Origin of the sequence: Bacillus cereus group sp. N11, assembly GCF_016483605.1 — a bacterium.
GTDB lineage: Bacteria > Bacillota > Bacilli > Bacillales > Bacillaceae_G > Bacillus_A > Bacillus_A toyonensis.
In genome coordinates this window covers 34834-57869 of record NZ_JAEHBN010000012.1, presented here as the reverse complement: position 1 = coordinate 57869, position 23036 = coordinate 34834, and the positions used below count along the sequence as shown (strand labels likewise).

Genomic DNA, 23036 nt, shown 5'->3' with positions numbered 1-23036 from the left:
TCTGATGCCGTTTTTAGGAAGTGTATATCAAATATTTGGATTGTATCCAGAACTTTATTATGGAATGATTTCAGCTGAGATAGAAGAAGAAGCTCAGAAAGAGAATCTTGAAAATAGTAGTGCAGAAGCTGAAGTGAAAGAATAAAAAAAGTGCAGATGAAAATCTGCACTTTTTTATTCGCTTAAAAAGGTTACATAACTTCGAATGAATTATTATTTAAAGATAGTATTTTGATTAAAGGTATGGTGATTTTATTTGAATTCTATGTAATGAAAATTGTATAAAAATCAGTGAGGGAAAATGAATATGAACATGAAAACAGAAAAAAAACAATGTTTTCGAGAAAATAATTATGTTTAAAAATAACATTTGATACATAATTAACCGTCTTTGTTTAATTAATTATATTGTTGACAATATAATTAATTGTATGATAAATTCAATCAGCATTCTTAGAGATGTATTTTCGCAATAATTATTTTTAAAATTTACTATGAGTTAAAAAGATTGATTTTTCTGTTTTTAAGATTGCTAAGTCTATAAGAGAAAAGGAGTAAATTGTGTATAATTTTATTTTCTAAACAGAACAGTAATAAAGATTGTAATTAGTAAGAGATAAACTTGAAAAAGAGGTTTCAATGAATGAGTCTTTTAATAAAGAAAACAATGGATGAAGAAAAGAAAAAAGTATTGAATCAAACTTTAGGAGCGATTGATTTAACTCTTTTAGGAATTGGAGCGATTATTGGTACAGGGATTTTTGTATTAACTGGTATCGTAGCGGCGAAACATGCTGGTCCAGCGATTGTATTATCATTTATATTAGCGGCCATTGTATGTGCATGTGTAGCTTTCTGTTATGCTGAATTTGCATCTGCAGTTCCAGTTTCAGGAAGTGTATATTCGTATACATATATGACATTAGGTGAGATTTTTGCATTTATAGTTGGTTGGTGTGTGATGTTGGAGTACTTATTAGCAACTTCTGCGGTGGCAGCAGGATGGTCAGCTTATTTTCAGTCATTGCTACTAGGGTTTAATATTCACATCCCTACAATCTTTGCATCAGCACCTGGTATGGGGAAGGGTGGAATTATTGATTTACCAGCAGCTCTGATTATTTTAGTTGTAACATTTTTATTAAGTCGTGGTGCAAAAGAAAGTGCCCGAATTAATAATATAATGGTTATTATTAAACTGGCTGTTATTGTAGGATTTATTATTGTAGGGACACAATATGTAAAACCAGAAAATTGGCAACCATTTCTACCGTTTGGTTTTCACGGTGTGGTAGGAGGAGCAGCCACTGTATTCTTTGCTTTTTTAGGATTTGATGCAGTTGCAACAGCTGCAGAGGAAGTGAAGCGTCCACAGCGTAACGTCCCGATTGGGCTACTTGTTTCTTTATTCATTTGTACCGTTCTATATGTAGGAGTTTCATTCGTGTTGACTGGAATGGTTCCGTTTACGGAGTTGAATGTTGCTGATCCAGTTGCATATGCGTTGCGCACTGTAGGAGAAGATAGAATTGCTGGCTTGTTATCGGTGGGGGCAATAGCGGGGCTAACGACAGTTCTGTTAGTAGCTATGTTTGCATTTGTTCGTGTATCTTACTCGATGAGTCGAGATGGGTTATTACCAAAAAGACTTTCCAGTGTTCATAAACGTTTACAAACGCCATTTTTTAATACGTGGGTTACAGGCATACTAGCAGCTTTATTAGCGGGATTAGTGGATTTGAACTTATTGGCTAATTTAGTGAATATGGGAACGATAACAGCATTTGTTTTTGTATCTATAGCTGTCATTGTACTAAGGAAGACACATCCTAATATGAAAAGACCATTCCGTGCGCCCCTAGTACCTTTTTTACCTATCGTTTCAATAGTAAGTTGTATATATTTAGCTTTGAACCTTTCTAAGCTTACTTTAATTAGTTTTGTGGCATGGATTATAATCGGTGTTTTTATATATTTTATATACGCAAAAAAACATAGTAATGTTAGAAACGGAAATAGAGTATAGTCTGTTGAAATAATACTTGTCATGTAAATGAAAACACGCTATCTGTTCTTTATACTTATAAGAACAGATAGCGTGTATTTTTTATTTAATAATCCCACTTTCTAAAATTTTGATAGTCGGTGTTACTTTTGCGCTAGCTTTGGAAAAGGAATTAGGCCAATCGTCTTCAACCTTCTTCCATTCTTTATATTGAAAAGCCCTCGCATAATCACCAAATCCGAATGGATCCAGTTGCTGTTTTTGAATTTTGTGAATTAATTCGTTTAAATCTTTGTTTAGTTGTTTTGCGATAAGTGAAGTTAATTTCTTTTTATCTTTATCTAAATCCATATTGAATGTAATCTCAGATATAGCAATTTTTAAATTCATTTTAATATTAAATTTGAAACGGTTATCGCTATAGCCTGAACGAATGTTACGATTCATGCTAAGAACATTTATAGTTACGAAATCGTTGCCTTCTGTATCTTTTAAATTACTATTACTTTCAACTCGAGTAGAAGGGATCTTCATTGTAAGAGAAACTGGTGTATTAGCCTTCTTTTGTAATAGAAGAAGAAGTGCGCTTTCATAACGATTTAATGACATTTTATAAATTCCACGAGAAGTTAGTAGTGCAGAACCGGTAACGATAACATCTTTTTTACCTTTTTTTATTTCTGAAATAGCAGGTGTTATACCTTTATTAAACGTTTGCCTGTGAAATTCATGAAATGTCGTAAAAACGGTCCGATTGTACAGTTTGTTCGTATTAATTAAATCAGTTAAGTACTCAGGAAGAGCAGGCTTATCTTTAAAGTTATTATATATAACAGAGGAAATGGGACCATTTACTGCAACCAAACGCATATTTCCAGTGTTTTTAGGGTCGCGATACCAAACATCAAGGTAAGGCATAGCACCTTCTTGTTTTAAAAAATTATTGCTAAATAAAATGAGCTGTAACTTTTCTGTAGAAACTAGACCGTTGCTTGAACTATTAAACGTTGCTTTTGCTTCTCGAGGGGTATGTACTTTCGCTACATGGGTTTCGTATTTTTTCTCTACATCTTCATTAAAAATAGGGTTTACATGGTACACAATTAATTTACCTTTTGCTTTTGCGTCAAACCCGTAAATTAATGAAATCGATTGTTTTTCTAAGTCGAGCCGATCGCCACAGCCTGTTAAAAAGATTATGAGAAAGCAAGGAATAGTGAAATGAATAAAGCGTCTCATTTAAATTTGCCTCCTTTTCCAATACTGATAAAGTGTCATGTATAAGAGAAATACGACTGAGAATAGAAAAACGATAAAATAACTTGTAGTTCCCCAAAATTCCCGTAAGGCACTTATTTGATAAGAGGAAGGAGTATAAAAGAATAAAACGAAAACACACCCGAATAATAAAAACCAAACAGGCAATGAATTGCTTTTTTTGTTAAGTAATTGATTGATTCCATCTGAAGCAGTGAAAATATAAGGAATGCAAGAATCAAAAATAATAAAGAGATAAAATGACAAAAAGATAATTTCAAAGCGCTCAAGAAATGAAAAGTGAAATGGTGTAACAAGAGAAAGAGTGGGCCATAAAAACTTTGTAATACCATCTGGGCTAAAATAAACAAAAGAGACGAAAGTGACTTGAAGATAAACAAATAGTGTAATTAGATTTGCAAGAACAATTCCTTTCTTTGCAGATGATTTGTTACTAAGGTAAGGATAAAGGACAAATGCAAACTCAAATCCGAGAAACGCAATAATAGTTGATTTTACTGTGTGTAAAACTGGCATCCAACCTTCCTTAAGAAGAGGAAGAAGGTAAATCCAATGACTATCTTTAAGAGGGATAAATAATAGCAATGGCATCCACAAAGTAAATAGAACAGTAAAAACAGCGTAGCGACTTATAATGAGAACACCTTTACATGCTAGCATAACCATTGGAATAGAAAGCAAAATCATAATTAAAAACATTGGAGATCTAGGTAAAATCCAAATATGAATGACATATAAGAGGGAGAATATTAAAGAAACAGCGGCAAGTACAGCATATAAAATCCAAAGAAGCATCGCGACTTTTCCCAGCCAGTTCCCTAAATAACGTGTTAATACATCAAGTAAAGAATAACCAGGATGTTTCGCCATAATTTGTATAATGCAAAGACTTACACAAGTCGTTATAGCCCATCCAATAATAATTGACATCCAGCCATCGGTATTCGCTCCTTGTGCAACTTCACGAGGAAGCGTGAGGACGCCGAATCCAACTTGAACACCACTAATTGTTAGAATGTATTGAAATAAAGTGATCTCCCTCTTTGCACGATTTGTCACTTATTTTCCTTCCTTTCTTTCACGTCTCGTTGTCGGTTTTCTTGTTTTAAGTTAAGAGAGAGCGGTCGTTTTTTCATTACTTTCCATGGTAAACGTATAAGAATGTCTTTTAAATCCGAAGCAAATGACGGAGAAAAAGGACTACCATATGGTACACCAAGTGATTCCATAGAAAGAATATGGATGATGATAACTGCCATCCCAACCATAATGCCAATGACACCAAATAAAGAAGCAATTAACATCATTGGGAATCGAAGTAGCCGAATCCCTGCAGACATTTCCATGTTAGGGATGATGAAAGAAGCGACTGCAGTAATGGATACGACGATAACCATAACGTTACTTACAATTCCTGCTTGCACTGCAGCCTGTCCAATTACAATTCCTCCTACGACGCCGATCGTTTGTCCAACGGGACCCGGAAGCCGAACCGCAGCTTCACGGAGCATTTCAAGTACTAATTCCATCAAAAGTGCTTCTAATATAGGTGGAAAAGGAATTTTAGCACGAGACTCGCCGATTGTTAACAATAATTTAAGCGGAATCACTTCATAATGAAAGGAAATCATAGCAATATAAAGAGCAGGAGCAAAAATTGCAATAAATAATCCTGTGAAACGAAGGAGACGTATAAAAGATGGAATCATTGGCCTGAAGCTGTAATCATCTATTGTTTGAAAAAAAGCTGAAAAGGTCATAGGTCCAATTAATACGCCGGGTGAGCGATCTACAACAACAGCGATTCGCCCATTCAAAATGTGATGGGCCGTCGTATCAGGACGTTCGGTTATTGATAATTGTGGAAAGAGCGTGTATGAATTATCTTCAACAAAACCTTCTAATTCACCGGTAGTAAGAATAGCATCCACTTTTATTGATTCAATGCGGCATGTCATTTCTTGTATGACATCTTCGTTTGCGATGTCTGCTAGGTAAAGTAAAAAAACTTTAGAACTTGCTCGCTCGCCAACGGTGAATTCCTTCACCTTTAATTCGCGATTTGGGATATATCGGCGAATAAGAGCGAGACTGTCGCTCGCTACTTCATTAAATCCTTCATGTGAGCTTTTTATTGATGTCTCTGTTGTAGGTTCTTCAATGCTTCTTTTTGGTGCCGCTTGCGTATCTAGTTCTAAAGCTGATAGTTGCCCATCTATAAATAAAATACTTTTACCATGTAAAAGGGATTGCTCAATGTCTGTCCACTTCTGAACCTTTTTTATATTTCCGATAGAAACGGAAGATTCCCAAAAATCGTCCTCATTCCACTCTTTAAATAAAAGAGGACGAAGAATATCTACATTAATAACAGTTTTATCTACAAGTCCTTCCATATATATAAGAGCAGCCTCTTGGCCGTTTTTTAACGGAAAAGTACGTGTAATTAATTCTGGAATACCACTAAATAACTTGGACAAGTGTTTTAAATTAAGTGGAAGAGAAGAAGAAATAGGTTTATGTAATGTATGATCAGCTTGCTCTTGTGCAGAAAAAGATTTTTCACCGCGTATCCATTTGTTAAAAGACCCCATTTGTTCACTTTCTCCTTATTATGTTTTATCCCGGATTAACGGGCTGCCCGTAAAAGCCCGATTGGTTAAGGTTGATTAAAGTTTCACTTTATATGGGTTATTATGGATAGTTGCATGCAGACATATGCGTAGTTTAAATTACATATTGTATATTTTTAACTTTAACGTTATAATAATAGTGTTAAAGATGGAATCGTGATATGACCTGTTATGAATCTATCGTTTTATTTATGAATAAATGGATTGGTATTTTAGCAAGATGTGCTAATACACTACTCCACCATGATGATAACGTGCCCAAAATGTGGTGCGTATATTTTCGTGGTGGAGTTTTTTTATTCTCAAAAAGGGGGAAAGACCATGAATGACAACATGGTTCATATTACAATTGACGGAAAAAAGTATACAGCGGAGCCCGGTTCAACGATATTAGGCATCATTAATGACAACGGGATTGAACATCCGCAAATTTGTTATGTACCAGAAGTAGACCCTATTCAAACGTGTGACACTTGTATTGTAGAAGTTGATGGAAAGTTGATGAGATCTTGTTCGACAGTGGCGACGGAAGGTATGAACATTGAACTCGGTTCTGGTCGTGCGAAAGAAGCACAAACAGAGGCGATGGATCGATTATTAGAAAACCATTTATTATATTGTACGGTATGTGACAACAATAATGGGAACTGTAAACTGCATAATACTGCAGAATTAATGGAGATTGAACATCAAAAATATCCTTACGAACCAAAAGTAGATGTAAGTGAAGTTGATATGACTCATCCGTTTTATCGCTACGACCCTAATCAATGTATCGAATGTGGTCAATGTGTAGAGGTGTGCCAAAACTTACAAGTAAATGAAACGATATCTATCGACTGGGAAGCCGAGCGTCCTCGTGTTATTTGGGATAATGGCGTAGATATCAATGATTCTTCATGCGTGAGCTGTGGGCAATGTGTAACGATTTGTCCTTGTAATGCTTTAATGGAGAAATCAATGCTTGGTGAAGCTGGATTTATGACGGGATTAAAGCCGGATATTCTTGAACCGATGGTAGATTTAATTAAAGAAGTTGAGCCTGGATATAGCGGTATTTTTGCGGTATCAGAAGTGGAAGCGGCCATGCGTGAGACTCGTACGAAGAAAACGAAAACAGTATGTACATTTTGCGGTGTCGGTTGTTCATTTGAAGTGTGGACGAAAGGGCGTAAAATCCTGAAAGTACAACCATCTTCAGATGCGCCAGTTAACGCAATTTCAACTTGTGTAAAAGGGAAATTTGGTTGGGACTTCGTAAATTCTAAAGAACGAATTACGAAACCATTAATTCGTAAAAATGGAACGTTTGTTGAATCTACATGGGAAGAAGCACTGAATGTAGTTGCAAATAAATTAGGCGCTATTAAAGAAGAGTACGGCAAAGGTTCTATCGGATTTATCTCTTCCTCTAAAATTACGAATGAAGACAATTATGTCATTCAAAAATTAGCTCGGCAAGTATTTGGAACGAATAATATTGATAATTGCTCACGTTATTGCCAATCACCAGCAACGGATGGTTTATTCCGTACAATTGGTATGGGCGGTGATGCAGGAACGATTAAAGATATTGCGCAATCTGGTCTTGTTATTATTGTAGGATGTAATCCGACAGAAGGTCATCCTGTTTTAGCTACACGTATTAAACGGGCACATAAATTACACGGACAAAAGTTAATTGTAGCGGATCTTCGTAAAACAGAAATGGCAGAGCGATCAGATGTCTTTATTAGTCCAAAACAAGGAACAGACCAAGTATGGTTAATGGCTGTTGCGAAATATATGATTGATCAAGGTTGGCATGATCAGGAGTTTATTAATGAAAATGTAAACTTCTTTGAAGATTTTAAAGAGAGCTTAAAAGAATATACACTTGAATATGCAGAAGAAGTAACAGGTATTTCAACAGAAACACTTATCCAAATGGCTGAAATGATTCGTGATGCAGATGGTACATGTATCCTTTGGGGTATGGGGGTAACGCAAAATACAGGTGGTTCTGATACTTCCGCTGCAATTTCAAACTTACTTCTTGCAACAGGGAATTATCGTCGTTCAGGTGCAGGTGCCTACCCACTTCGAGGTCATAATAACGTACAAGGTGCTTGTGATATGGGAACTTTACCAGGATGGCTTCCTGGATATCAGCACGTTACGAACGATATGGAACGTACGAAATTTGAAATGGCTTACGGAGTGGAAATTGATAGTGAACCAGGTCTTAATAATATTGAAATGCTTCACGCAATTGAAGAAGGAAAGATGAAAGCTATGTATCTTGTCGGAGAGGATATGGCTCTTGTAGACTCGAATGCAAATCATGTACATGAAGTGTTATCAAGCCTTGATTTCTTCGTTGTACAAGATGTTTTCCTTTCTAAAACTGCTCAATACGCAGATGTTGTATTACCGGCAGCACCATCTCTTGAGAAAGAAGGTACTTTCACAAATACAGAGAGACGTGTGCAAAGATTGTATCAAGTTCTTCCTACACTTGGTGATGCGAAGCCAGACTGGTGGATCGTGCAGGAGATTGCGAATAAATTAGGTGCAAACTGGAATTATAGTCACCCAAGTGAAATTTTTGCTGAAATGGCAAGCTTATCACCGCTATTCTCACAAGCAAACTATGAAGTACTTGAAGGATGGAATAGTTTCCATTGGGGAAGTTTTGATGGAACGAATACACCGCTACTTTTCCAAGATGGATTTAATTTCCCAGATAAAAAAGCGCGTTTTGCGATTGCTGACTGGGTACGTCCAGCTGAATTCCCAGCGGAGTTCGACCTTCACATTAACAACGGTCGTATGTTAGAACATTTCCATGAAGGAAATATGACAAATAAATCAACAGGTATTCAAACGAAAGTACCTGGCGTTTTTGTTGAAGTTTCTCCAGAACTTGCAAAAGAACGTGGCGTGAAAACAGGTTCATTAGTGCGCCTTGTTTCTCCTTTTGGAGCACTAAAATTACGGGCACTTGTAACGGATCGTGTAAAAGCGAATGAGTTATATGTACCGATGAACTCTACAGATAATGAATCGGCAATTAATTTCTTAACAGGCCCTGCTGTTGACGTACGTACGAATACACCTGCTTATAAACAGACGAAAGTGCGCATGGAAGTGTTAGAAGTTAATGGCGAAAATCCGATGCCAAAAGCGAACCCGCGTAATAAAAAACGTCATCCTCAAGCTGGTATTGAGGTAGATCGTAAGTGGGCACGTCCAGGGTATGTACATTTAACGGATAAGTAGGGAGGAGAAAAATATGGCTGCACCTATTAAAACGATTCAAAAACATGAATTAACTGAGGAAGAAATAAAACAGCAAAAGTTAGAGGATTTAAAGGAGCTTCTAGCTAATAATGAAGAAGCTTTAAATCAAATGTTTCATATTGTCGGGGAATTAAATGATATTGGCATGCTAGAAGCAGCAAATTCTATGCTGAAAGCGAAAGAACCAATCGCAAAGATCGTTCTCGGTCAAGTAACTCGTAAACCTGTTACAAATTTAATTAATAATATGATGGGTGCTGCAGGTGCTTTAACAGAACTTGACCCAGAACTTACGAAAAAACTTATAGGTAGTTTATTAGTAGGACTGGAAGAAGGTAATGAGCATCTAGAAAGTAATAAAAAAGTGGGGATATTCGATCTTATGAAAGTATTAAAAGATCCAGATATTAACCGTGCTATCGGGTTTGGTCTTCATTTCCTAAAAGGTATGGGTAAAGGATTAAAAGACGAATAAACTTCATGAAGTTTACCTTTTCGTCCAAATATTTGTACGAAATAGTTTGGGCGAAAAGATCATTTTGGTAAAATATATAATAAAGTAAAATGAGGCTTTTAGGAGGTATGATTTTATGACGAAAAAGGTACATGAATTTAATGATATGATACGAAAACTCCGAAAGGAACTATTCGGAAAAGGACCAGAACGAATTCATACTGTATTTGCTGAAAATATGGCGATTGCAACACTGTATGGGAACTTAACACCTACTGAGAAATTCATTTCAAGTACGATGGATGGCGCGGAAATGGTTCATATGGCTAGAACGAAAATGATCCAAGAAGTTTACGCTGCGAATTCTCGTGAACATTTGGAGGAACTTGTTGGAGCGAAATTAGTGAACTTATTTTCAGATATGAAAGTAGAAGAAGATATTGCTGTTTCGGTATTTGTTTTTGATAAAAATATAACGTGAGAGAAGGATACTGATCGTGAAACCGATACAGGTAGAAAGAGAAGTTTTCCGTTATGAACAAGGGGTGTTTAAGCATATAGAGGACAGCATTGTAACAGAGTTTCCAGTCACAATTAAAATGAACGGACAGGAGTTTGTTACAATGGTTAGTACTCCAGAATATATAGAAGATATGGTAATAGGCTTCTTAGCATCTGAAGGAATCATTCGGAAGTATGAAGATATTGATGACATATGGGTACAGGAGAAAGAAGGATTTGTACATGTAACGACAACAAAAATAAACCCGTATTACGAACAAATGCAAAATAAACGTTATATTACTTCGTGCTGTGGTATGAGTAGGCAAGGGTTTGTTTTTGCAAATGATGCACTAAGCGTAAAGAAAATGAATGGTGTCCATGTAAAGGTTGCTGTCGAAGATTGTTTTCATTTAATGAATGAAATGCAGCAATCTGCGGATACATTTCGACATACTGGCGGAGTGCATAACGCAGCTTTATGTGATGTAAATGGTATTATTTTAGGCCGAATGGATATTGGTAGGCATAATGCGCTAGATAAAATTTACGGTTATTGTTTAAAAAATAATATTTCTATAAAAGATAAAATCATTGTTTTTAGTGGTCGTATTTCTTCAGAAATATTATTGAAAGTTGCAAAAATCGGCTGTGAAATTATACTGTCAAAATCAGCGCCAACTGAATTAGCTTTGCAGTTAGCGGAAGAGTTAGGGATTACTACGATAGGGTTTATTCGTAATCAGTCTTTAAATATATATACGCATCCAGAACGTGTTTTAAATATAAAATAAGTAAAAGTGAGGCAAGGAAGATGAAATCAATTACATTAGACAAATTGCATCGTCCGTTAAAGGATTTACGTATTTCAGTTACTGATCGCTGTAATTTTCGCTGTCGATATTGTATGCCAGAAGAAATATTTGGTCCTGATTATTCGTTTTTGTCTAATGATAAAATTTTATCTTTTGATGAGATTGAAAGGATAACACGTATTTTCGTTTCTTTAGGTGTGAGAAAGTTACGGATTACAGGCGGAGAGCCGTTACTTCGAAGAGGGCTTCCAGAGCTTATTGAGCGGCTTAATAAAATAGATGGTGTGGAGGATATCGGTTTAACAACAAATGGATCGTTACTTAAAAAGTTTGCACCTGATTTATATAAAGCGGGGTTATCACGTGTGACAGTTAGTCTGGATTCCTTAGAAGAAGAGCGCTTTTTCTATTTAAATGGTAATAGAAGCAAAGTGCAAAGGGTTCTTGAAGGTATACAGGCTGCGGCTGAAGTTGGTATGAAAATTAAAATAAACATGGTCGTTCAAAAGGGGAAAAACGAACAGGACATCTTGCAGATGGCGCAATACTTTAAGGAAAATAAGCATATTCTTCGTTTTATTGAGTATATGGACGTTGGAAATTATAACGGTTGGGAGTTAGGTGAAGTTATTTCCAAACAAGAAATAGTAAATACAATTCGTGAGGTTATGCCGTTAGAACGGATAGAAGCAAATTATCCAGGTGAAGTAGCTACTAGGTACCGTTATATAGGCAGTGATGAGGAAATAGGTATTATTTCATCTGTAACTGATTCTTTCTGCTCATCATGTACGAGAGCTCGCATTTCTGCAGAAGGAAAATTGTATACTTGTTTATTTGCTTCTAAAGGAAATGATTTGAGAGCATTGCTTCGATCGGGGGATACGGATGAGGAAATTACAGCTGTAATTCACGACATTTGGAATAATCGAGAAAATCGATATTCAGACGAACGCTTAAGTCATACTAATAAGAAAACAATGCCTAAAATTGAAATGTCACATATCGGTGGTTAATATATAAGGCTGACATAATAGTGGAAAATGGAAAGTGTGCAAGAGATGTGGACTTTCTATTTCATAGTAAAAGTGATGATTGATTTCTCTGTAAAAGATGTGCAGAGACATTAAGCAGCATTCAAAAACCTTTATTTTGAGGAGGTTTTTTGAAGCTGCTTTTTTATTTGGAGAAAATGGAGGAATTGGTAATGGCATTTCATAAACCGGAACAAATTGCTGAAATCGTAATCGAGGCCGGTGTTCAAAAAGTAAGCCAGACGCTGCCAGCAATGCTTATTCTCGGTTTTTTAGGAGGAGCATTTATATCATTAGGATTTTTACTTAACATTCGAGTTTTAGGTAATTTGCCGGAGCATTGGGGAAGTTTAGTGAATGTTTTAGGAGGAGCAGTGTTTCCTATTGGGCTTATGCTCGTAGTGTTAGCAGGAGGAGAATTGATTACAGGAAATATGATGTCACTGTCTATGGCGCTTTATGCAAAGAAAATTTCATTGATAAGTGTACTGAATAATTGGGCTTGGATTACTGTAATGAACTTTGTTGGTGCAATTTTCGTTGCGTATTGCTTTGGACATCTTGGCGGATTAACAGAGGGAGATTATTTAAATAAAACGTTAGCGATAGCGGAAGGGAAGTTACACGAATCGTTTGGGAGAACTTTAATTTTGGCGATTGGTTGTAATTGGCTCGTTTGTCTTGCGCTTTGGCTCGCTTACGGGACGAGTGATTTTGTCGGAAAGATAATTGGGATTTGGATTCCAATTATGGCATTTGTAGTGATTGGATTTCAACAAGTAGTAGCAAATATGTTTGTCATATCAGCGGTTATTTTTGCAGGCCATCTGACGTGGCTGGACCTTGCTAAAAACTTTGTTCCTGTTTTTATCGGAAATGTCATTGGAGGAGCTGGATTTGTAGGGTTTGCTTACTTTGCTTGTTATCAAAAACAAGACTCTAATGTGAAATAGATTTCTTGAAAGGAAGGGTATGCAATGGAGGAGCGGTATTCTCGGCAACAGTTGTTCAAACCAATCGGGAGTAAAGGGCAAGAAAAAATTCGGAATAAGCATGTGTTAATTGTAGGAGCAGGTGCATTAGGAAGTACAAGTGCAGAAAGTCTCGTGCGTGCAGGTATTGGTAAGTTGACAATTATTGATCGTGATTACGTAGAGTGGAGTAATTTACAAAGACAACAACTTTACTCTGAAGAAGATGCAAGAGGGAAAATCCCGAAAGCAATTGCTGCTAAAAAACGGTTGGAACAAATTAATTCAGAAGTACAAATACATGCTTTCATAATGGATGCAAGTGTAGAAAACATGGAAGGGCTATTAGAAAATGTCGATGTAATCATTGATGCTACAGATAATTTTGATATTCGATTTATCATAAATGATTTATCACAAAAACATAATATTCCGTGGGTATATGGATCTTGTGTTGGATCGTACGGTATGAGTTATACGATTATTCCGCAAAAAATGCCGTGTTTATATTGTGTACTGAAGAATGTTCCCGTTATAGGTGTGACGTGCGACACGGCTGGAATTATTAGTCCAGCTGTTCAAATCGTTGCGGCATATCAAGTGGCAGAAGCACTCAAAATTTTAGTGGAAGATTACTCAGTAATTAGAAAGACGTTTTTCATGTTTGATATATGGAGTAATCAAAATCATTTTATAAAACTAGGAAAAATAAAAACGGACGATTGTCCATCGTGCGGTTTAAATCGAGCTTATCCTTATTTATCATACGAAAACCAAACGAAGGTAGCTGTTTTATGCGGAAGAAATACAGTTCAAATAAGATCCATAGAAAATAGGCAATACAATTTTGATGACGTAGAAAAAGTATTAAAAAAACTTGGGGAAGTAGAGCGGAATCCATATTTACTATCTTGTCAATTAGAGGATTATCGCGTCGTTATTTTTCAAGATGGTCGTGTGTTCATTCATGGTACAAACGAAATTCCAAAAGCGAAACAACTATATTATCGCTTATTCGGTTAATAGAAAGGGTTGTCAATAATGGAAAGAAGAGTGCCAATTACGGTTGCAGAAGCTATTCGAAAAGTGATGGGATTTGCTAACAATGGCTTAAAAGAGCTACTACCTATTGAATTAGCTTACGGACGTATATTAGCGGAGGATTTAGTAGCTGATTATGACGTACCTTCATTCAATCGTTCACCGTATGATGGGTTTGCTATTAGAGCAGAAGATACGAATTTAGCAAGTTATGAAACGCCAATTGTATTTGAAGTAGTTGGTGAAATTGGCGCAGGATCACTATTCGATGAGAAAGTAGGTTCGTTTCAAGCAGTTCGAATTATGACAGGAGCACAAATTCCAAATGGTTGTGATGCGGTTGTTATGTTAGAACTGACTCGTCAATATGAGGATAATGGGAACGATTATATGGAAGTGAAACGCTCATTCAAAACGGGTGATAATATTTCTTTTCAAGGTGAAGATGCTCGTAAAGGAACGGTTCTTGCAAAGAAAGGATCGTACATTAATCCAGGTATTTCAGCTCTTCTTGCTACATTCGGTTATAGTGAAGTGCCAGTTGCGAAAAAGCCAGTAATTGGACTATTAGCGACTGGTAGTGAATTACTTGATGTAAATGAGTCGCTAGAGCCAGGGAAAATTCGAAATAGTAATACGTACATGATACTGTCTCAAATTCGAAGAGTGGGCGGAAGAGTAAAATACTTTGGGAAGTTTAGTGATGATTTTGATACGTGTTTTACAGCTGTGAAAGATGCGTTAAGTCAAGTAGATATGCTCATTACAACGGGCGGTGTATCAGTAGGAGATTACGATTATTTACCAGCTATATATGAAAGGTTAGGTGCATCCGTTCTTTTCAATAAGGTTGCAATGCGACCAGGAAGTGTGACGACTGTAGCACAATTAAATGGCAAGCTATTATTTGGTTTATCAGGAAATCCATCAGCATGTTATGTAGGATTTGAGTTGTTTGTAAGACCATGTATTCGTGCGTATATGTTTAGTGAAAAAGCGCATTTGAAAAGAGAAAAAGCATTATTAGGAAAAGATTTTCTGAAACCAAATCCATTTACAAGATTTGTACGAGCAAAACTGACATGTAATGAAGGGCAATTAATTGCATATCCATCAGGATTTGATAAGTCTAGCTCGGTTTCTTCATTAGCAGAATCGAACGCTTTTATCGTATTGCCAGGCGGGACAAGAGGATATAAAAAAGAAATGTTTGTCGATGTTCTTTTATTAGAAGATAACGAAGGTAGTGAATGGCCTTGGACATTTTATAAGAGAGGTGTTTCTAATGGGGCAATCACTATTTGAGATTGTAGAAAAACCAATTTTAGTGGAAGAAGTAACGAATAAAGTCGCAAGAAGAGAAGCGGGTGCGATTACAACATTTATTGGTACGGTGAGAGAATTAACAAAAGGAAAACGAACGCTACATTTAAAGTATGAAGCATATAAACCGATGGCAGTAAAACAACTTACAAGAATTGGTGAGGAAATTAACGGGAAATGGCCGGACGCACAAGTAGCCATTACGCACCGTGTAGGGCGGCTGGAAATAATGGATATTGCGGTAGTTATTGCAGTTTCATCACCGCATCGTAAAGTAGCTTATGAAGCGAATGAGTACGCGATTGAACGCATAAAACGCATCGTTCCAATTTGGAAAAAAGAATTTTGGGAAGATGGAACGATGTGGATTGGAGATCAACTTGAAAATACATCATATACAGAAGGAAAACCGAAGAAGGAATAATGAGAAAATGATTACAATTTTACTGTTTGCAAATTTGCGTGAGGAAGTCGGATCGGATCAATTAATAATTTCAGAAAAAAAAGAAATGACTGTTGGACAATTAAATGAATGGTTGAAAGATAGTTATCATTTGCAATCTTTGGATACAGTAATGGTTGCAATTAATGAAGAGTTTGTAACGAATGAAGAGATGATAAAAGCTGGAGATATCGTCGCATTAATCCCGCCTGTAAGTGGGGGATAATAATGCTTTCTCGCAACGAGGACTATTAAAGACATTAAAAAATAGATGGAAACTTTCATCAGTTGAAGTAATAAGAAGATGCTATATATAAATTAGAATAAGAGAAGGGATGAGTTCTATGCTTACTCAAGAACAAATAATGAACGCATTACAACATGTAGAGGATCCAGAGTTACACAAAAGTGTTGTAGAATTAAATATGGTTAGAAATGTACAAATACATGGAACAGAGGTTAAGCTTGAAGTAGTGTTAACCATTCAAGGTTGTCCATTAAAGGCGAAAATTCAACAAGATGTGGAAGAGTCCCTTCACGCAATTGGTGCATCTAAAGTGGATGTAACATTTGGTTCGATGACACAAGAAGAAAGAGCTATGCTAACAGAAAAATTAAAGAAAAATAGTAGAACAGAAACAGGTATGCCAAGCATGCTCCGTCATGATTCAGGTGTACATTTTATTACTGTAACGAGTGGGAAAGGCGGAGTCGGAAAATCAACGGTGACAATTAATCTTGCTACTGCCTTAGCTAGAATGGGTAAAAAGGTTGGGATTTTAGATGCAGACATATATGGTTTTAGCATTTCGGCTATGATGGAAACGAATCAAAAACCAACAATGATTGATCAAACAGCAATTCCAGTCGTTAGTCACGGTGTTAAAATTATGTCAATGGGATTTTTTACAGAAGGAAATAATCCAGTCATGTGGCGTGGACCGATGTTAAATAAATGGATTCAAAACTTCCTTGCGAATACACACTGGGGAGATTTAGATTATTTACTTCTCGATTTACCACCTGGTACAGGAGATGTTGCCATTGATGTTGCAGCGATGATCCCACAGGCGAAAGAAATTATCGTTACAACGCCGCACAATGTAGCTTCATTTGTAGCTTCTAGAGTAGGCGTAATGGCAAAATATACAAAACACGAGATTGTAGGAATTGTGGAAAATATGGCTTATTACGAAGAGCAAGATGGATCGAAAAATTATCTCTTCGGAAAAGGGGGCGGCGAAATGTTAGCAGAACAATTGCAAACAGAAGTAATTGCACAAATACCTTTTGCAAAACGTGAAGAAAATAACGATTCATCTGTATATGATGAAGACTCTCTCGTTGGAGAAGTATTTACTGCATTAGCAGAAGATATTATTTATAGAGGATAGAGGAGGAAGTTTAATATGGCATGTAATATTGATCATTCTATTGAAGATGTAATGAATAAGCTTGAAAGTCAAAAGGATTTTTTATCTGAAATTCTTTTCAAAGATGTGAATGGATTTTTGCAAAATAAACATTCGCAGGAAATATTAAACGACATCTTTCATTTATTAAAAAAGTATGACTTAGTCAGTGAAGAAGAACGAGAGAAGAGAAATGCACAATTATTGCACATTATGAATTAGATACTTTCTGGCTTTAAAGTTTTTTCAGAAGGGGTGAATGTGATGGATATGAAAAAGATGATTGAAACGATAGAAACAACAAAAGTGACTGACGTAGAATTATCGATTCCTACTTTACATCAAATGCTTGTGAAACTGTATAGCGAAAAAAATGTTGCAAATTATACAGAGTTCTTAAAATATAGTTTGTCTTTATCTATAAATCTTAAGTTAAATCTTGTGTTGAAATATTTTGGTGTGCGTCCGATCGTTGCTTCTGATGAACGTATGCAATTTCAAGAGATATTTAAATGTTTAGCTAAGCAAGATGATAATGGGGAATGGTTTTTGAATTTTGTTTCTTTATATGTAGGGTTAATTGTTGTTCTTCATTTTGATGAGAAAGAGATTGAGAGAAGTTTTTTTGATGATGTGGTTGTGGTGGGTGAAGGAAGTGAAATATAAAATACTGTTCATAACATCTTTCTTTTTAATAGCTGTAATCGCGCTTTATATTGATTATATAAATGTAAAGATAATCAATTAAAATAAAGGAATGAAACTAGTTTGCTAAAAAGTGTTCTTCAGTTGTTTCTATCGTTTTTTCATGTTACCATTAAGCGAATTTTTCATAGGGAGAGAAAGCGATGAAATGGATTTATTTTATTATTATTAATGTTATAGCTTTTAGCCTTATGGGGCTTGATAAACGAAAAGCAAAGAAGAAACAGTGGAGAACGCCAGAAAGCACGTTGTTTTTATCAGCGGCAGCTGGAGGAGCTGTTGGAGCTTGGATCGGTATGTATATGTTTCACCATAAAACGCATAAAAAGAAATTTGTTTTCGGCATACCGTTACTTGTTGTAATAACGGTATGTTTATTTTTCGCTATATGAGAAATGTCGAAAGAATTACAGATTGATTATTGGTAAAGTGAGCATATGAAACCGTATAATGGAGAAAAAATGAGAAGAGGAGAAAAAGGAAGATGGGGAGTCAATCAGCACAGCAAAAAAAAGGGATTATATATGCGGCTGGTGCTTATACGATGTGGGGAATCCTACCGATTTATTGGAAATGGGTTGAGGAAGTTCCAGCAGATGAAATATTAGCACATCGCATTGTTTGGGCGTTCGTTTTTATGTTAATCGTATTAGCTGTTACGAAGAGGTTTCGCCAGTTTATTGGGGAATTTGTGAATCTTTTTAAACGACCTAAATTATTAATGTCATTAACAATTGCTTCAATTTTAATTAGCGGAAACTGGTTTGTCTACATATGGGCCGTTAATCATAATCATGTCATTGAAGCAAGTCTTGGCTATTATATTAATCCGCTTATTAGTATTTTACTTGGTACAGTCGTTTTAAAGGAAAAGTTAAACTTTTGGCAATATGTTGCAGTTGGTTTGGCTGGGGTAGGGGTTATCATTTTAACAGTACGTTTCGGGGCTATCCCGTGGGTTTCTTTATCACTTGCCTTTTCATTTGGATTATACGGATTAACGAAAAAATTGTTAAACTATGATGCGACGATTGGGCTTACGATGGAAACGATGTTAGTGACGCCGTTTGCGCTCATTTATCTCGTTATGACAGGGGTACATGGTTTCGGTTCATTTGGAGCTATTTCAATGCTATCGACGTTACTTTTAATAGGAGCAGGTATTGTTACAGCGCTACCACTATTTTATTTTGCAAAAGGAGCACAACTTATTCCGCTTTATATGGTAGGCTTTTTACAATATATTGCGCCAACGATTAGTTTAATTTTAGGTGTATTTGTATTTGGTGAACATTTTACATCTACTCATATGATGGCATTTTTCTGTATATGGGTTGCTTTATTTGTATTTTCAATAGCGAAGACGAAGTTTTTAGTGCAGAAACAACCGAAATTTATAAAAAATAAATCAGCAAAAGTATCATAATGCGTAGTATTTTCTACGCATTTTTCTTTATACTGATACTATATAGAATTTCCATTATAGCTAGTAGGGAGCTGAGAACATGGAAACAATTTTACATAATGATCCGCTGATGGCTGCTGTAATTTCGTGGTTTATAGCACAGTTAACAAAAGTAGTCTTTAAATTAGTTAAAACGGGTGAATTTGATTTTGCAAAATTTTTTGCTTCAGGTGGGATGCCAAGTTCTCATGCTTCAACTGTTACAGCGCTTGCGACAGGTGTTGGAGTTGTGGAAGGTGTGGAAAGTACCATATTTGCAGTGGCTACAATCTTTGCAATCATTGTTATGTATGACGCTTCAGGAGTAAGGCTTGCGGTAAGTAAACAGGCGAAAATATTGAATGAATTTTTTCATGGTAAACAAACAGAATATAAGAAGTTAAATGAGCTTGTCGGACATACACCGTATGAAGTAGTAGTCGGTGCTTTATTAGGGGTTATTGTCGGAGTGGGATATTGCTTATGAGCAGAACATAATATGTGTTCTGCTTTTTTTGTTTTTACACATATTCGGTTGCTTTTTTGAATATCGTTATACGGATTTCGAAAGGGTAGGTGAATGCCTTGTTATTATATGAAAAAGTGCATGAAGAAATAGCGAGAAGGACAACTGCACTTCAAACGATGCAAAGGCAAGATGGTACGTGGAGATTCTGTTTTGAAGGAGCACCATTAACTGATTGCCATATGATATTTTTATTAAAATTATTAGGTAGAGATAAAGAGGTAGAACCGTTTGTAAAAAGATTAGCTTCACTCCAAACGAATGAAGGGACATGGAAATTGTATGATGATGAAATGGGGGGCAATTTATCTGCTACCATTCAATCTTATGCTGCCCTACTTGCTTCGAAAAAGTATACAAAAGAAGATGCGAATATGAAGCGAGCGGAAATGTTTATTACAGAACGTGGGGGAGTGGCGCGTGCTCATTTTATGACGAAGTTTTTATTAGCAATTCATGGAGAGTATGAATATCCTTCGCTCTTTCATTTGCCAACACCGATTATGTTTCTGCAAAATGATTCCCCCCTCAGTATATTTGAATTAAGTAGTTCGGCACGTATCCATTTAATTCCGATGATGTTGTGTTTAAATAAAAGGTTTCGTGTAGGGAAAAAGTTACTGCCTAATTTAAATCATATTGCGGGCGGGGGCGGAGAATGGTTTCGGGAGGACCAATCTCCAATGTTTCAAACATTATTAGGTAATGTGAAACAAATTATATCTTATCCGCTTTCCTTACATCATAAAGGAAATGAGGAAGTAGAACGTTTTATGAAAGAGCGTATCGATGAGAATGGAACGTTATATAGTTACGCAAGTGCTTCGTTTTATATGATTTATGCTTTACTTGCGCTAGGTCATTCTATTCAATCGCCAATGATTCAAAAGGCTATAACGGGGATAACATCTTATATATGGAAGATGGAAAGAGGGAACCATTTACAAAATTCCCCGTCAACTGTATGGGATACAGCATTACTTAGTTATGCGTTGCAAGAGGCTCGTGTTTCGAAAGAAAATAAAATGATTCAAAATGCGTCAGCATATTTATTAAAAAAACAACATAAGAAAAAAGCTGATTGGAGTGTGCATGCGCCCGTGCTTATTCCGGGCGGTTGGGGTTTTTCTGATGTGAATACGACAGTTCCTGATGTTGATGATACAACAGCTGTGTTAAGAGCATTGGCACAAAGTAGAGGGAACGGAAATGTGGATGATGCTTGGAAGAAAGGGACGAATTGGATTAAAGGATTACAAAATAATGATGGTGGTTGGGGAGCATTTGAAAAAGGCGTGACAAGCAAGTTATTAGCGAATTTACCAATCGAAAACGCAAGCGATATGATTACAGATCCTTCTACACCAGATATTACAGGCAGAGTGTTAGAGTTTTTCGGGACATATACGCAAAATGAATTGCCCGAGAAACAAAAACAAAGTGCAATCAACTGGTTAATGAATGAACAGGAGGAAAATGGATCGTGGTATGGAAAATGGGGCATTTGTTATATATATGGTACATGGGCAGTGATGACTGGCTTACGGGCGTTAGGAATTACTTCTGCTCACCCTTCTTTAAAACGAGCAACTTTATGGCTTGAACATATACAGCATGAAGATGGTGGCTGGGGAGAATCTTGTCAAAGTAGTGTGGAAAAAAGATTTGCTACTTTACCATTTAGTACACCATCGCAAACAGCATGGGCTTTAGATGCTCTTATTTCTTACTATGATAAAGAAACACCAGCTATTCGAAAAGGTATTTCATATTTGCTTGCGAATCCTTATGTAAATGAGAAATATCCTACTGGAACAGCTTTACCAGGTGGGTTTTATATTCATTACCATAGCTACGCTCATATATATCCGTTACTTACTTTGGCGCATTATGCAAAGAAATACAAAAAATAAACCGAGAGATGTTTCTCGGTTTATTTTGTTGGGTAGTAGGTCCCTGTTGAAAAGAATAAGGTTATGATTTACCCTTATTTTTCTGTTGACTGGCGTTTTTGACGTGCATCAGCGGCATTTGCACGTGCGTTTGCTTCTAAGTCATTGTGGTCAGCGAGTTCACGAGAGAACTCAACATCAATACCATCAGTGGCTTTGCTTTGTTTGAAATTTTTTTTGTTCATTCGACACAATCTCCTTGCACTTTATCCCGCATAACGGGTAGTAAAACTCCCACCTCAAAATTCAGATGGAACAAAGAAGCTAGGTGGGAGATTAACTGCCCGATTGGTGAGGGCTGATAATCAGTGGGGGATGAACAAACTTCCCACTGATTAAAGTTTCACTTTATGCGACGTTGCAAAGTTAGTTTGACACAAATAGACTTTTTTATACAAAGAGGATTTGGAAAGCAAAAAGCCGAAATATACAGTATAAGTAATAGAAATGGGGGATAGGGATGGAATTTTTAAATGGGAAAACAGCTGTTGTAACAGGTGGCGCCCAAGGAATTGGAAAAGAAATTGCACGAGTTTTTGCTAGGCTTGGGGCTAAAGTTTTAATTAGTGATGTAAATGAAGAAAAACTACAAAAAACGACACGTGAATTATCGGACGAAGGATATGAAGTAAGCTTATATCGATGTGATGTAAGTAATCAAAATGAAGCGAAATCATTAATTGAGTATGCAGTTCAAAAATTTGGGACACTGCATATTTTAGTAAATAACGCTGGAATTACAAAAGATGCAATGTTACATAAGATGGAGAAATCAGCTTGGGAACAAGTATTACAAGTAAACTTAACTGGCGTTTTTTATTGTATGCAGCCAGCTCTTCTTTATATGAGACAACAACAATATGGGCGCATTATTAATATTTCTTCAATAAGTAGAGAAGGGAATATTGGACAAGCAAATTATGCGGCAACGAAAGCTGGCGTTGTCGGTTTAACGAAAACAGCAGCGAAAGAAGTTGGAAGCTTCGGTATTACTTGTAATGCAATTTGTCCAGGATTTATGGATACGGATATGACAAAAACAATACCGGATAAAGTAAAAGAAAAAATGGTTGGAGCGATTCCGGTTGGCAGAATTGGAACGCCAGAAGATATTGCGAACGCGGCGGCCTTTTTAGCGTCAGAATACGCATCCTATATTACAGGAGAAGTATTAAATGTGAGCGGAGGGCTGCAAGTTTAAAGGAATACATAATGAAA

General features: G+C 36.3%; 24 protein-coding genes. 20 read left to right on the top strand and 4 right to left on the bottom strand.

What is annotated here, in order from left to right:
* Positions 1–4: 4 nt before the first annotated feature.
* Together JDS98_RS19515 and JDS98_RS19510 are read left to right on the top strand one after the other, a co-directional pair.
* Complete coding sequence (locus tag JDS98_RS19515) at positions 5–145, top strand: hypothetical protein (protein ID WP_001116188.1); 141 nt, start codon at positions 5–7, stop codon at positions 143–145.
* 498 nt (positions 146–643) lie between these two features.
* Positions 644–2026, top strand: a complete 1383-nt coding sequence (locus JDS98_RS19510; protein WP_106080629.1) for an APC family permease — start codon at positions 644–646, stop codon at positions 2024–2026.
* 81 nt (positions 2027–2107) lie between these two features.
* Here the strand turns inward: JDS98_RS19510 and JDS98_RS19505 are convergent, their stop codons facing one another.
* Genes JDS98_RS19505 through JDS98_RS19495 form a run of 3 tightly spaced genes read right to left on the bottom strand, consistent with a single transcriptional unit; the run spans position 2108 to position 5877 of the window.
* Positions 2108–3244, bottom strand: a complete 1137-nt coding sequence (locus JDS98_RS19505; protein ID WP_098911799.1) for a Ger(x)C family spore germination protein — start codon at positions 3242–3244, stop codon at positions 2108–2110.
* Positions 3245–4342, bottom strand: a complete 1098-nt coding sequence (locus tag JDS98_RS19500; protein WP_199634220.1) for an endospore germination permease — start codon at positions 4340–4342, stop codon at positions 3245–3247. It abuts the gene before it with no gap.
* Positions 4339–5877, bottom strand: a complete 1539-nt coding sequence (locus JDS98_RS19495; protein WP_097958398.1) for a spore germination protein — start codon at positions 5875–5877, stop codon at positions 4339–4341. The genes JDS98_RS19500 and JDS98_RS19495 overlap by 4 nt, the downstream gene beginning before the upstream one ends.
* 360 nt (positions 5878–6237) lie before the next feature.
* Between JDS98_RS19495 and fdhF the strand changes: the two genes are divergently transcribed.
* From fdhF to JDS98_RS19410, 17 genes are all read left to right on the top strand, one after another.
* Complete coding sequence (gene fdhF, locus JDS98_RS19490; protein ID WP_199634219.1) at positions 6238–9177, top strand: formate dehydrogenase subunit alpha; 2940 nt, start codon at positions 6238–6240, stop codon at positions 9175–9177.
* Between the two features lie 13 nt (positions 9178–9190).
* Complete coding sequence (locus tag JDS98_RS19485) at positions 9191–9673, top strand: helical membrane plugin domain-containing protein (RefSeq protein ID WP_000729911.1); 483 nt, start codon at positions 9191–9193, stop codon at positions 9671–9673.
* Positions 9674–9788: 115 nt separating this feature from the next.
* Positions 9789–10133, top strand: coding sequence for a Na-translocating system protein MpsC family protein (locus JDS98_RS19480; RefSeq protein ID WP_000163331.1), 345 nt, complete (start codon positions 9789–9791; stop codon positions 10131–10133).
* A gap of 16 nt (positions 10134–10149) precedes the next feature.
* Positions 10150–10947 carry a formate dehydrogenase accessory sulfurtransferase FdhD gene (gene fdhD / locus JDS98_RS19475; RefSeq protein WP_087950586.1) on the top strand — a complete coding sequence of 266 codons (798 nt, stop codon included), beginning with the start codon at positions 10150–10152 and terminating at the stop codon, positions 10945–10947.
* Between the two features lie 20 nt (positions 10948–10967).
* A complete protein-coding gene (gene moaA / locus JDS98_RS19470; protein ID WP_000836455.1) occupies positions 10968–11984 on the top strand; it encodes a GTP 3',8-cyclase MoaA in 1017 nt (338 codons plus the stop codon).
* A 191-nt stretch (positions 11985–12175) separates the two neighbouring features.
* On the top strand, positions 12176–12955 hold the full coding sequence (locus tag JDS98_RS19465) for a formate channel (protein WP_087968830.1): 780 nt from the start codon (positions 12176–12178) through the stop codon (positions 12953–12955).
* Between the two features lie 24 nt (positions 12956–12979).
* Positions 12980–13996 (top strand): molybdopterin-synthase adenylyltransferase MoeB, encoded by a 1017-nt coding sequence (locus JDS98_RS19460; protein WP_097958393.1) that lies wholly within the window; start codon positions 12980–12982, stop codon positions 13994–13996.
* 18 nt (positions 13997–14014) lie between these two features.
* Entirely contained in the window at positions 14015–15319 is a 1305-nt protein-coding gene (locus tag JDS98_RS19455; protein WP_098711100.1) for a molybdopterin molybdotransferase MoeA, read from the top strand.
* On the top strand, positions 15300–15761 hold the full coding sequence (locus JDS98_RS19450; RefSeq protein WP_097958391.1) for a molybdenum cofactor biosynthesis protein MoaE: 462 nt from the start codon (positions 15300–15302) through the stop codon (positions 15759–15761). Before JDS98_RS19455 ends, JDS98_RS19450 begins: the two co-directional genes overlap by 20 nt.
* A 7-nt stretch (positions 15762–15768) precedes the next feature.
* Positions 15769–16005, top strand: coding sequence for a molybdopterin converting factor subunit 1 (gene moaD / locus JDS98_RS19445; RefSeq protein ID WP_000628491.1), 237 nt, complete (start codon positions 15769–15771; stop codon positions 16003–16005).
* Between the two features lie 118 nt (positions 16006–16123).
* Positions 16124–17173 carry a P-loop NTPase gene (locus JDS98_RS19440; protein WP_097958389.1) on the top strand — a complete coding sequence of 350 codons (1050 nt, stop codon included), beginning with the start codon at positions 16124–16126 and terminating at the stop codon, positions 17171–17173.
* A 15-nt stretch (positions 17174–17188) separates the two neighbouring features.
* Entirely contained in the window at positions 17189–17413 is a 225-nt protein-coding gene (locus tag JDS98_RS19435; RefSeq protein WP_097958388.1) for a group-specific protein, read from the top strand.
* Positions 17414–17455: 42 nt separating this feature from the next.
* A complete protein-coding gene (locus JDS98_RS19430) occupies positions 17456–17857 on the top strand; it encodes a hypothetical protein (protein WP_098911802.1) in 402 nt (133 codons plus the stop codon).
* 182 nt (positions 17858–18039) lie between these two features.
* Complete coding sequence (locus JDS98_RS19425; RefSeq protein ID WP_000871326.1) at positions 18040–18288, top strand: DUF1294 domain-containing protein; 249 nt, start codon at positions 18040–18042, stop codon at positions 18286–18288.
* Between the two features lie 92 nt (positions 18289–18380).
* Complete coding sequence (rarD, locus tag JDS98_RS19420) at positions 18381–19322, top strand: EamA family transporter RarD (RefSeq protein ID WP_000535545.1); 942 nt, start codon at positions 18381–18383, stop codon at positions 19320–19322.
* A 79-nt stretch (positions 19323–19401) separates the two neighbouring features.
* Positions 19402–19827: a divergent PAP2 family protein gene (locus JDS98_RS19415; RefSeq protein WP_000447811.1), complete on the top strand. Its 426-nt coding sequence runs from the start codon at positions 19402–19404 to the stop codon at positions 19825–19827.
* A gap of 98 nt (positions 19828–19925) precedes the next feature.
* On the top strand, positions 19926–21779 hold the full coding sequence (locus JDS98_RS19410) for a terpene cyclase/mutase family protein (protein WP_097958386.1): 1854 nt from the start codon (positions 19926–19928) through the stop codon (positions 21777–21779).
* A 74-nt stretch (positions 21780–21853) separates the two neighbouring features.
* Here the strand turns inward: JDS98_RS19410 and JDS98_RS19405 are convergent, their stop codons facing one another.
* Complete coding sequence (locus tag JDS98_RS19405) at positions 21854–22003, bottom strand: YfhD family protein (protein WP_001035815.1); 150 nt, start codon at positions 22001–22003, stop codon at positions 21854–21856.
* A gap of 275 nt (positions 22004–22278) precedes the next feature.
* On the opposite strand from JDS98_RS19405, the gene fabG reads away from it, so the two are divergent.
* A complete protein-coding gene (fabG, locus tag JDS98_RS19400) occupies positions 22279–23019 on the top strand; it encodes a 3-oxoacyl-ACP reductase FabG (protein ID WP_000395047.1) in 741 nt (246 codons plus the stop codon).
* The last annotated feature ends 17 nt before the right edge of the window (positions 23020–23036 follow it).

What these genes read in the sequence shown, in the direction of transcription:
- JDS98_RS19515 (WP_001116188.1), top strand. Translation starts at nt 5, where the DNA reads ATGCCGTTTTTAGGAAGTGTATATCAAATATTTGGATTGTATCCAGAA.
- JDS98_RS19510 (WP_106080629.1), top strand. Translation starts at nt 644, where the DNA reads ATGAGTCTTTTAATAAAGAAAACAATGGATGAAGAAAAGAAAAAAGTA.
- JDS98_RS19505 (WP_098911799.1), bottom strand. Translation starts at nt 3,244, where the DNA reads ATGAGACGCTTTATTCATTTCACTATTCCTTGCTTTCTCATAATCTTT.
- JDS98_RS19495 (WP_097958398.1), bottom strand. Translation starts at nt 5,877, where the DNA reads ATGGGGTCTTTTAACAAATGGATACGCGGTGAAAAATCTTTTTCTGCA.
- fdhF (WP_199634219.1), top strand. Translation starts at nt 6,238, where the DNA reads ATGAATGACAACATGGTTCATATTACAATTGACGGAAAAAAGTATACA.
- JDS98_RS19485 (WP_000729911.1), top strand. Translation starts at nt 9,191, where the DNA reads ATGGCTGCACCTATTAAAACGATTCAAAAACATGAATTAACTGAGGAA.
- JDS98_RS19480 (WP_000163331.1), top strand. Translation starts at nt 9,789, where the DNA reads ATGACGAAAAAGGTACATGAATTTAATGATATGATACGAAAACTCCGA.
- moaA (WP_000836455.1), top strand. Translation starts at nt 10,968, where the DNA reads ATGAAATCAATTACATTAGACAAATTGCATCGTCCGTTAAAGGATTTA.
- JDS98_RS19465 (WP_087968830.1), top strand. Translation starts at nt 12,176, where the DNA reads ATGGCATTTCATAAACCGGAACAAATTGCTGAAATCGTAATCGAGGCC.
- JDS98_RS19460 (WP_097958393.1), top strand. Translation starts at nt 12,980, where the DNA reads ATGGAGGAGCGGTATTCTCGGCAACAGTTGTTCAAACCAATCGGGAGT.
- JDS98_RS19455 (WP_098711100.1), top strand. Translation starts at nt 14,015, where the DNA reads ATGGAAAGAAGAGTGCCAATTACGGTTGCAGAAGCTATTCGAAAAGTG.
- JDS98_RS19450 (WP_097958391.1), top strand. Translation starts at nt 15,300, where the DNA reads ATGGGGCAATCACTATTTGAGATTGTAGAAAAACCAATTTTAGTGGAA.
- moaD (WP_000628491.1), top strand. Translation starts at nt 15,769, where the DNA reads ATGATTACAATTTTACTGTTTGCAAATTTGCGTGAGGAAGTCGGATCG.
- JDS98_RS19440 (WP_097958389.1), top strand. Translation starts at nt 16,124, where the DNA reads ATGCTTACTCAAGAACAAATAATGAACGCATTACAACATGTAGAGGAT.
- JDS98_RS19435 (WP_097958388.1), top strand. Translation starts at nt 17,189, where the DNA reads ATGGCATGTAATATTGATCATTCTATTGAAGATGTAATGAATAAGCTT.
- JDS98_RS19430 (WP_098911802.1), top strand. Translation starts at nt 17,456, where the DNA reads ATGGATATGAAAAAGATGATTGAAACGATAGAAACAACAAAAGTGACT.
- JDS98_RS19425 (WP_000871326.1), top strand. Translation starts at nt 18,040, where the DNA reads ATGAAATGGATTTATTTTATTATTATTAATGTTATAGCTTTTAGCCTT.
- rarD (WP_000535545.1), top strand. Translation starts at nt 18,381, where the DNA reads ATGGGGAGTCAATCAGCACAGCAAAAAAAAGGGATTATATATGCGGCT.
- JDS98_RS19415 (WP_000447811.1), top strand. Translation starts at nt 19,402, where the DNA reads ATGGAAACAATTTTACATAATGATCCGCTGATGGCTGCTGTAATTTCG.
- JDS98_RS19405 (WP_001035815.1), bottom strand. Translation starts at nt 22,003, where the DNA reads ATGAACAAAAAAAATTTCAAACAAAGCAAAGCCACTGATGGTATTGAT.
- fabG (WP_000395047.1), top strand. Translation starts at nt 22,279, where the DNA reads ATGGAATTTTTAAATGGGAAAACAGCTGTTGTAACAGGTGGCGCCCAA.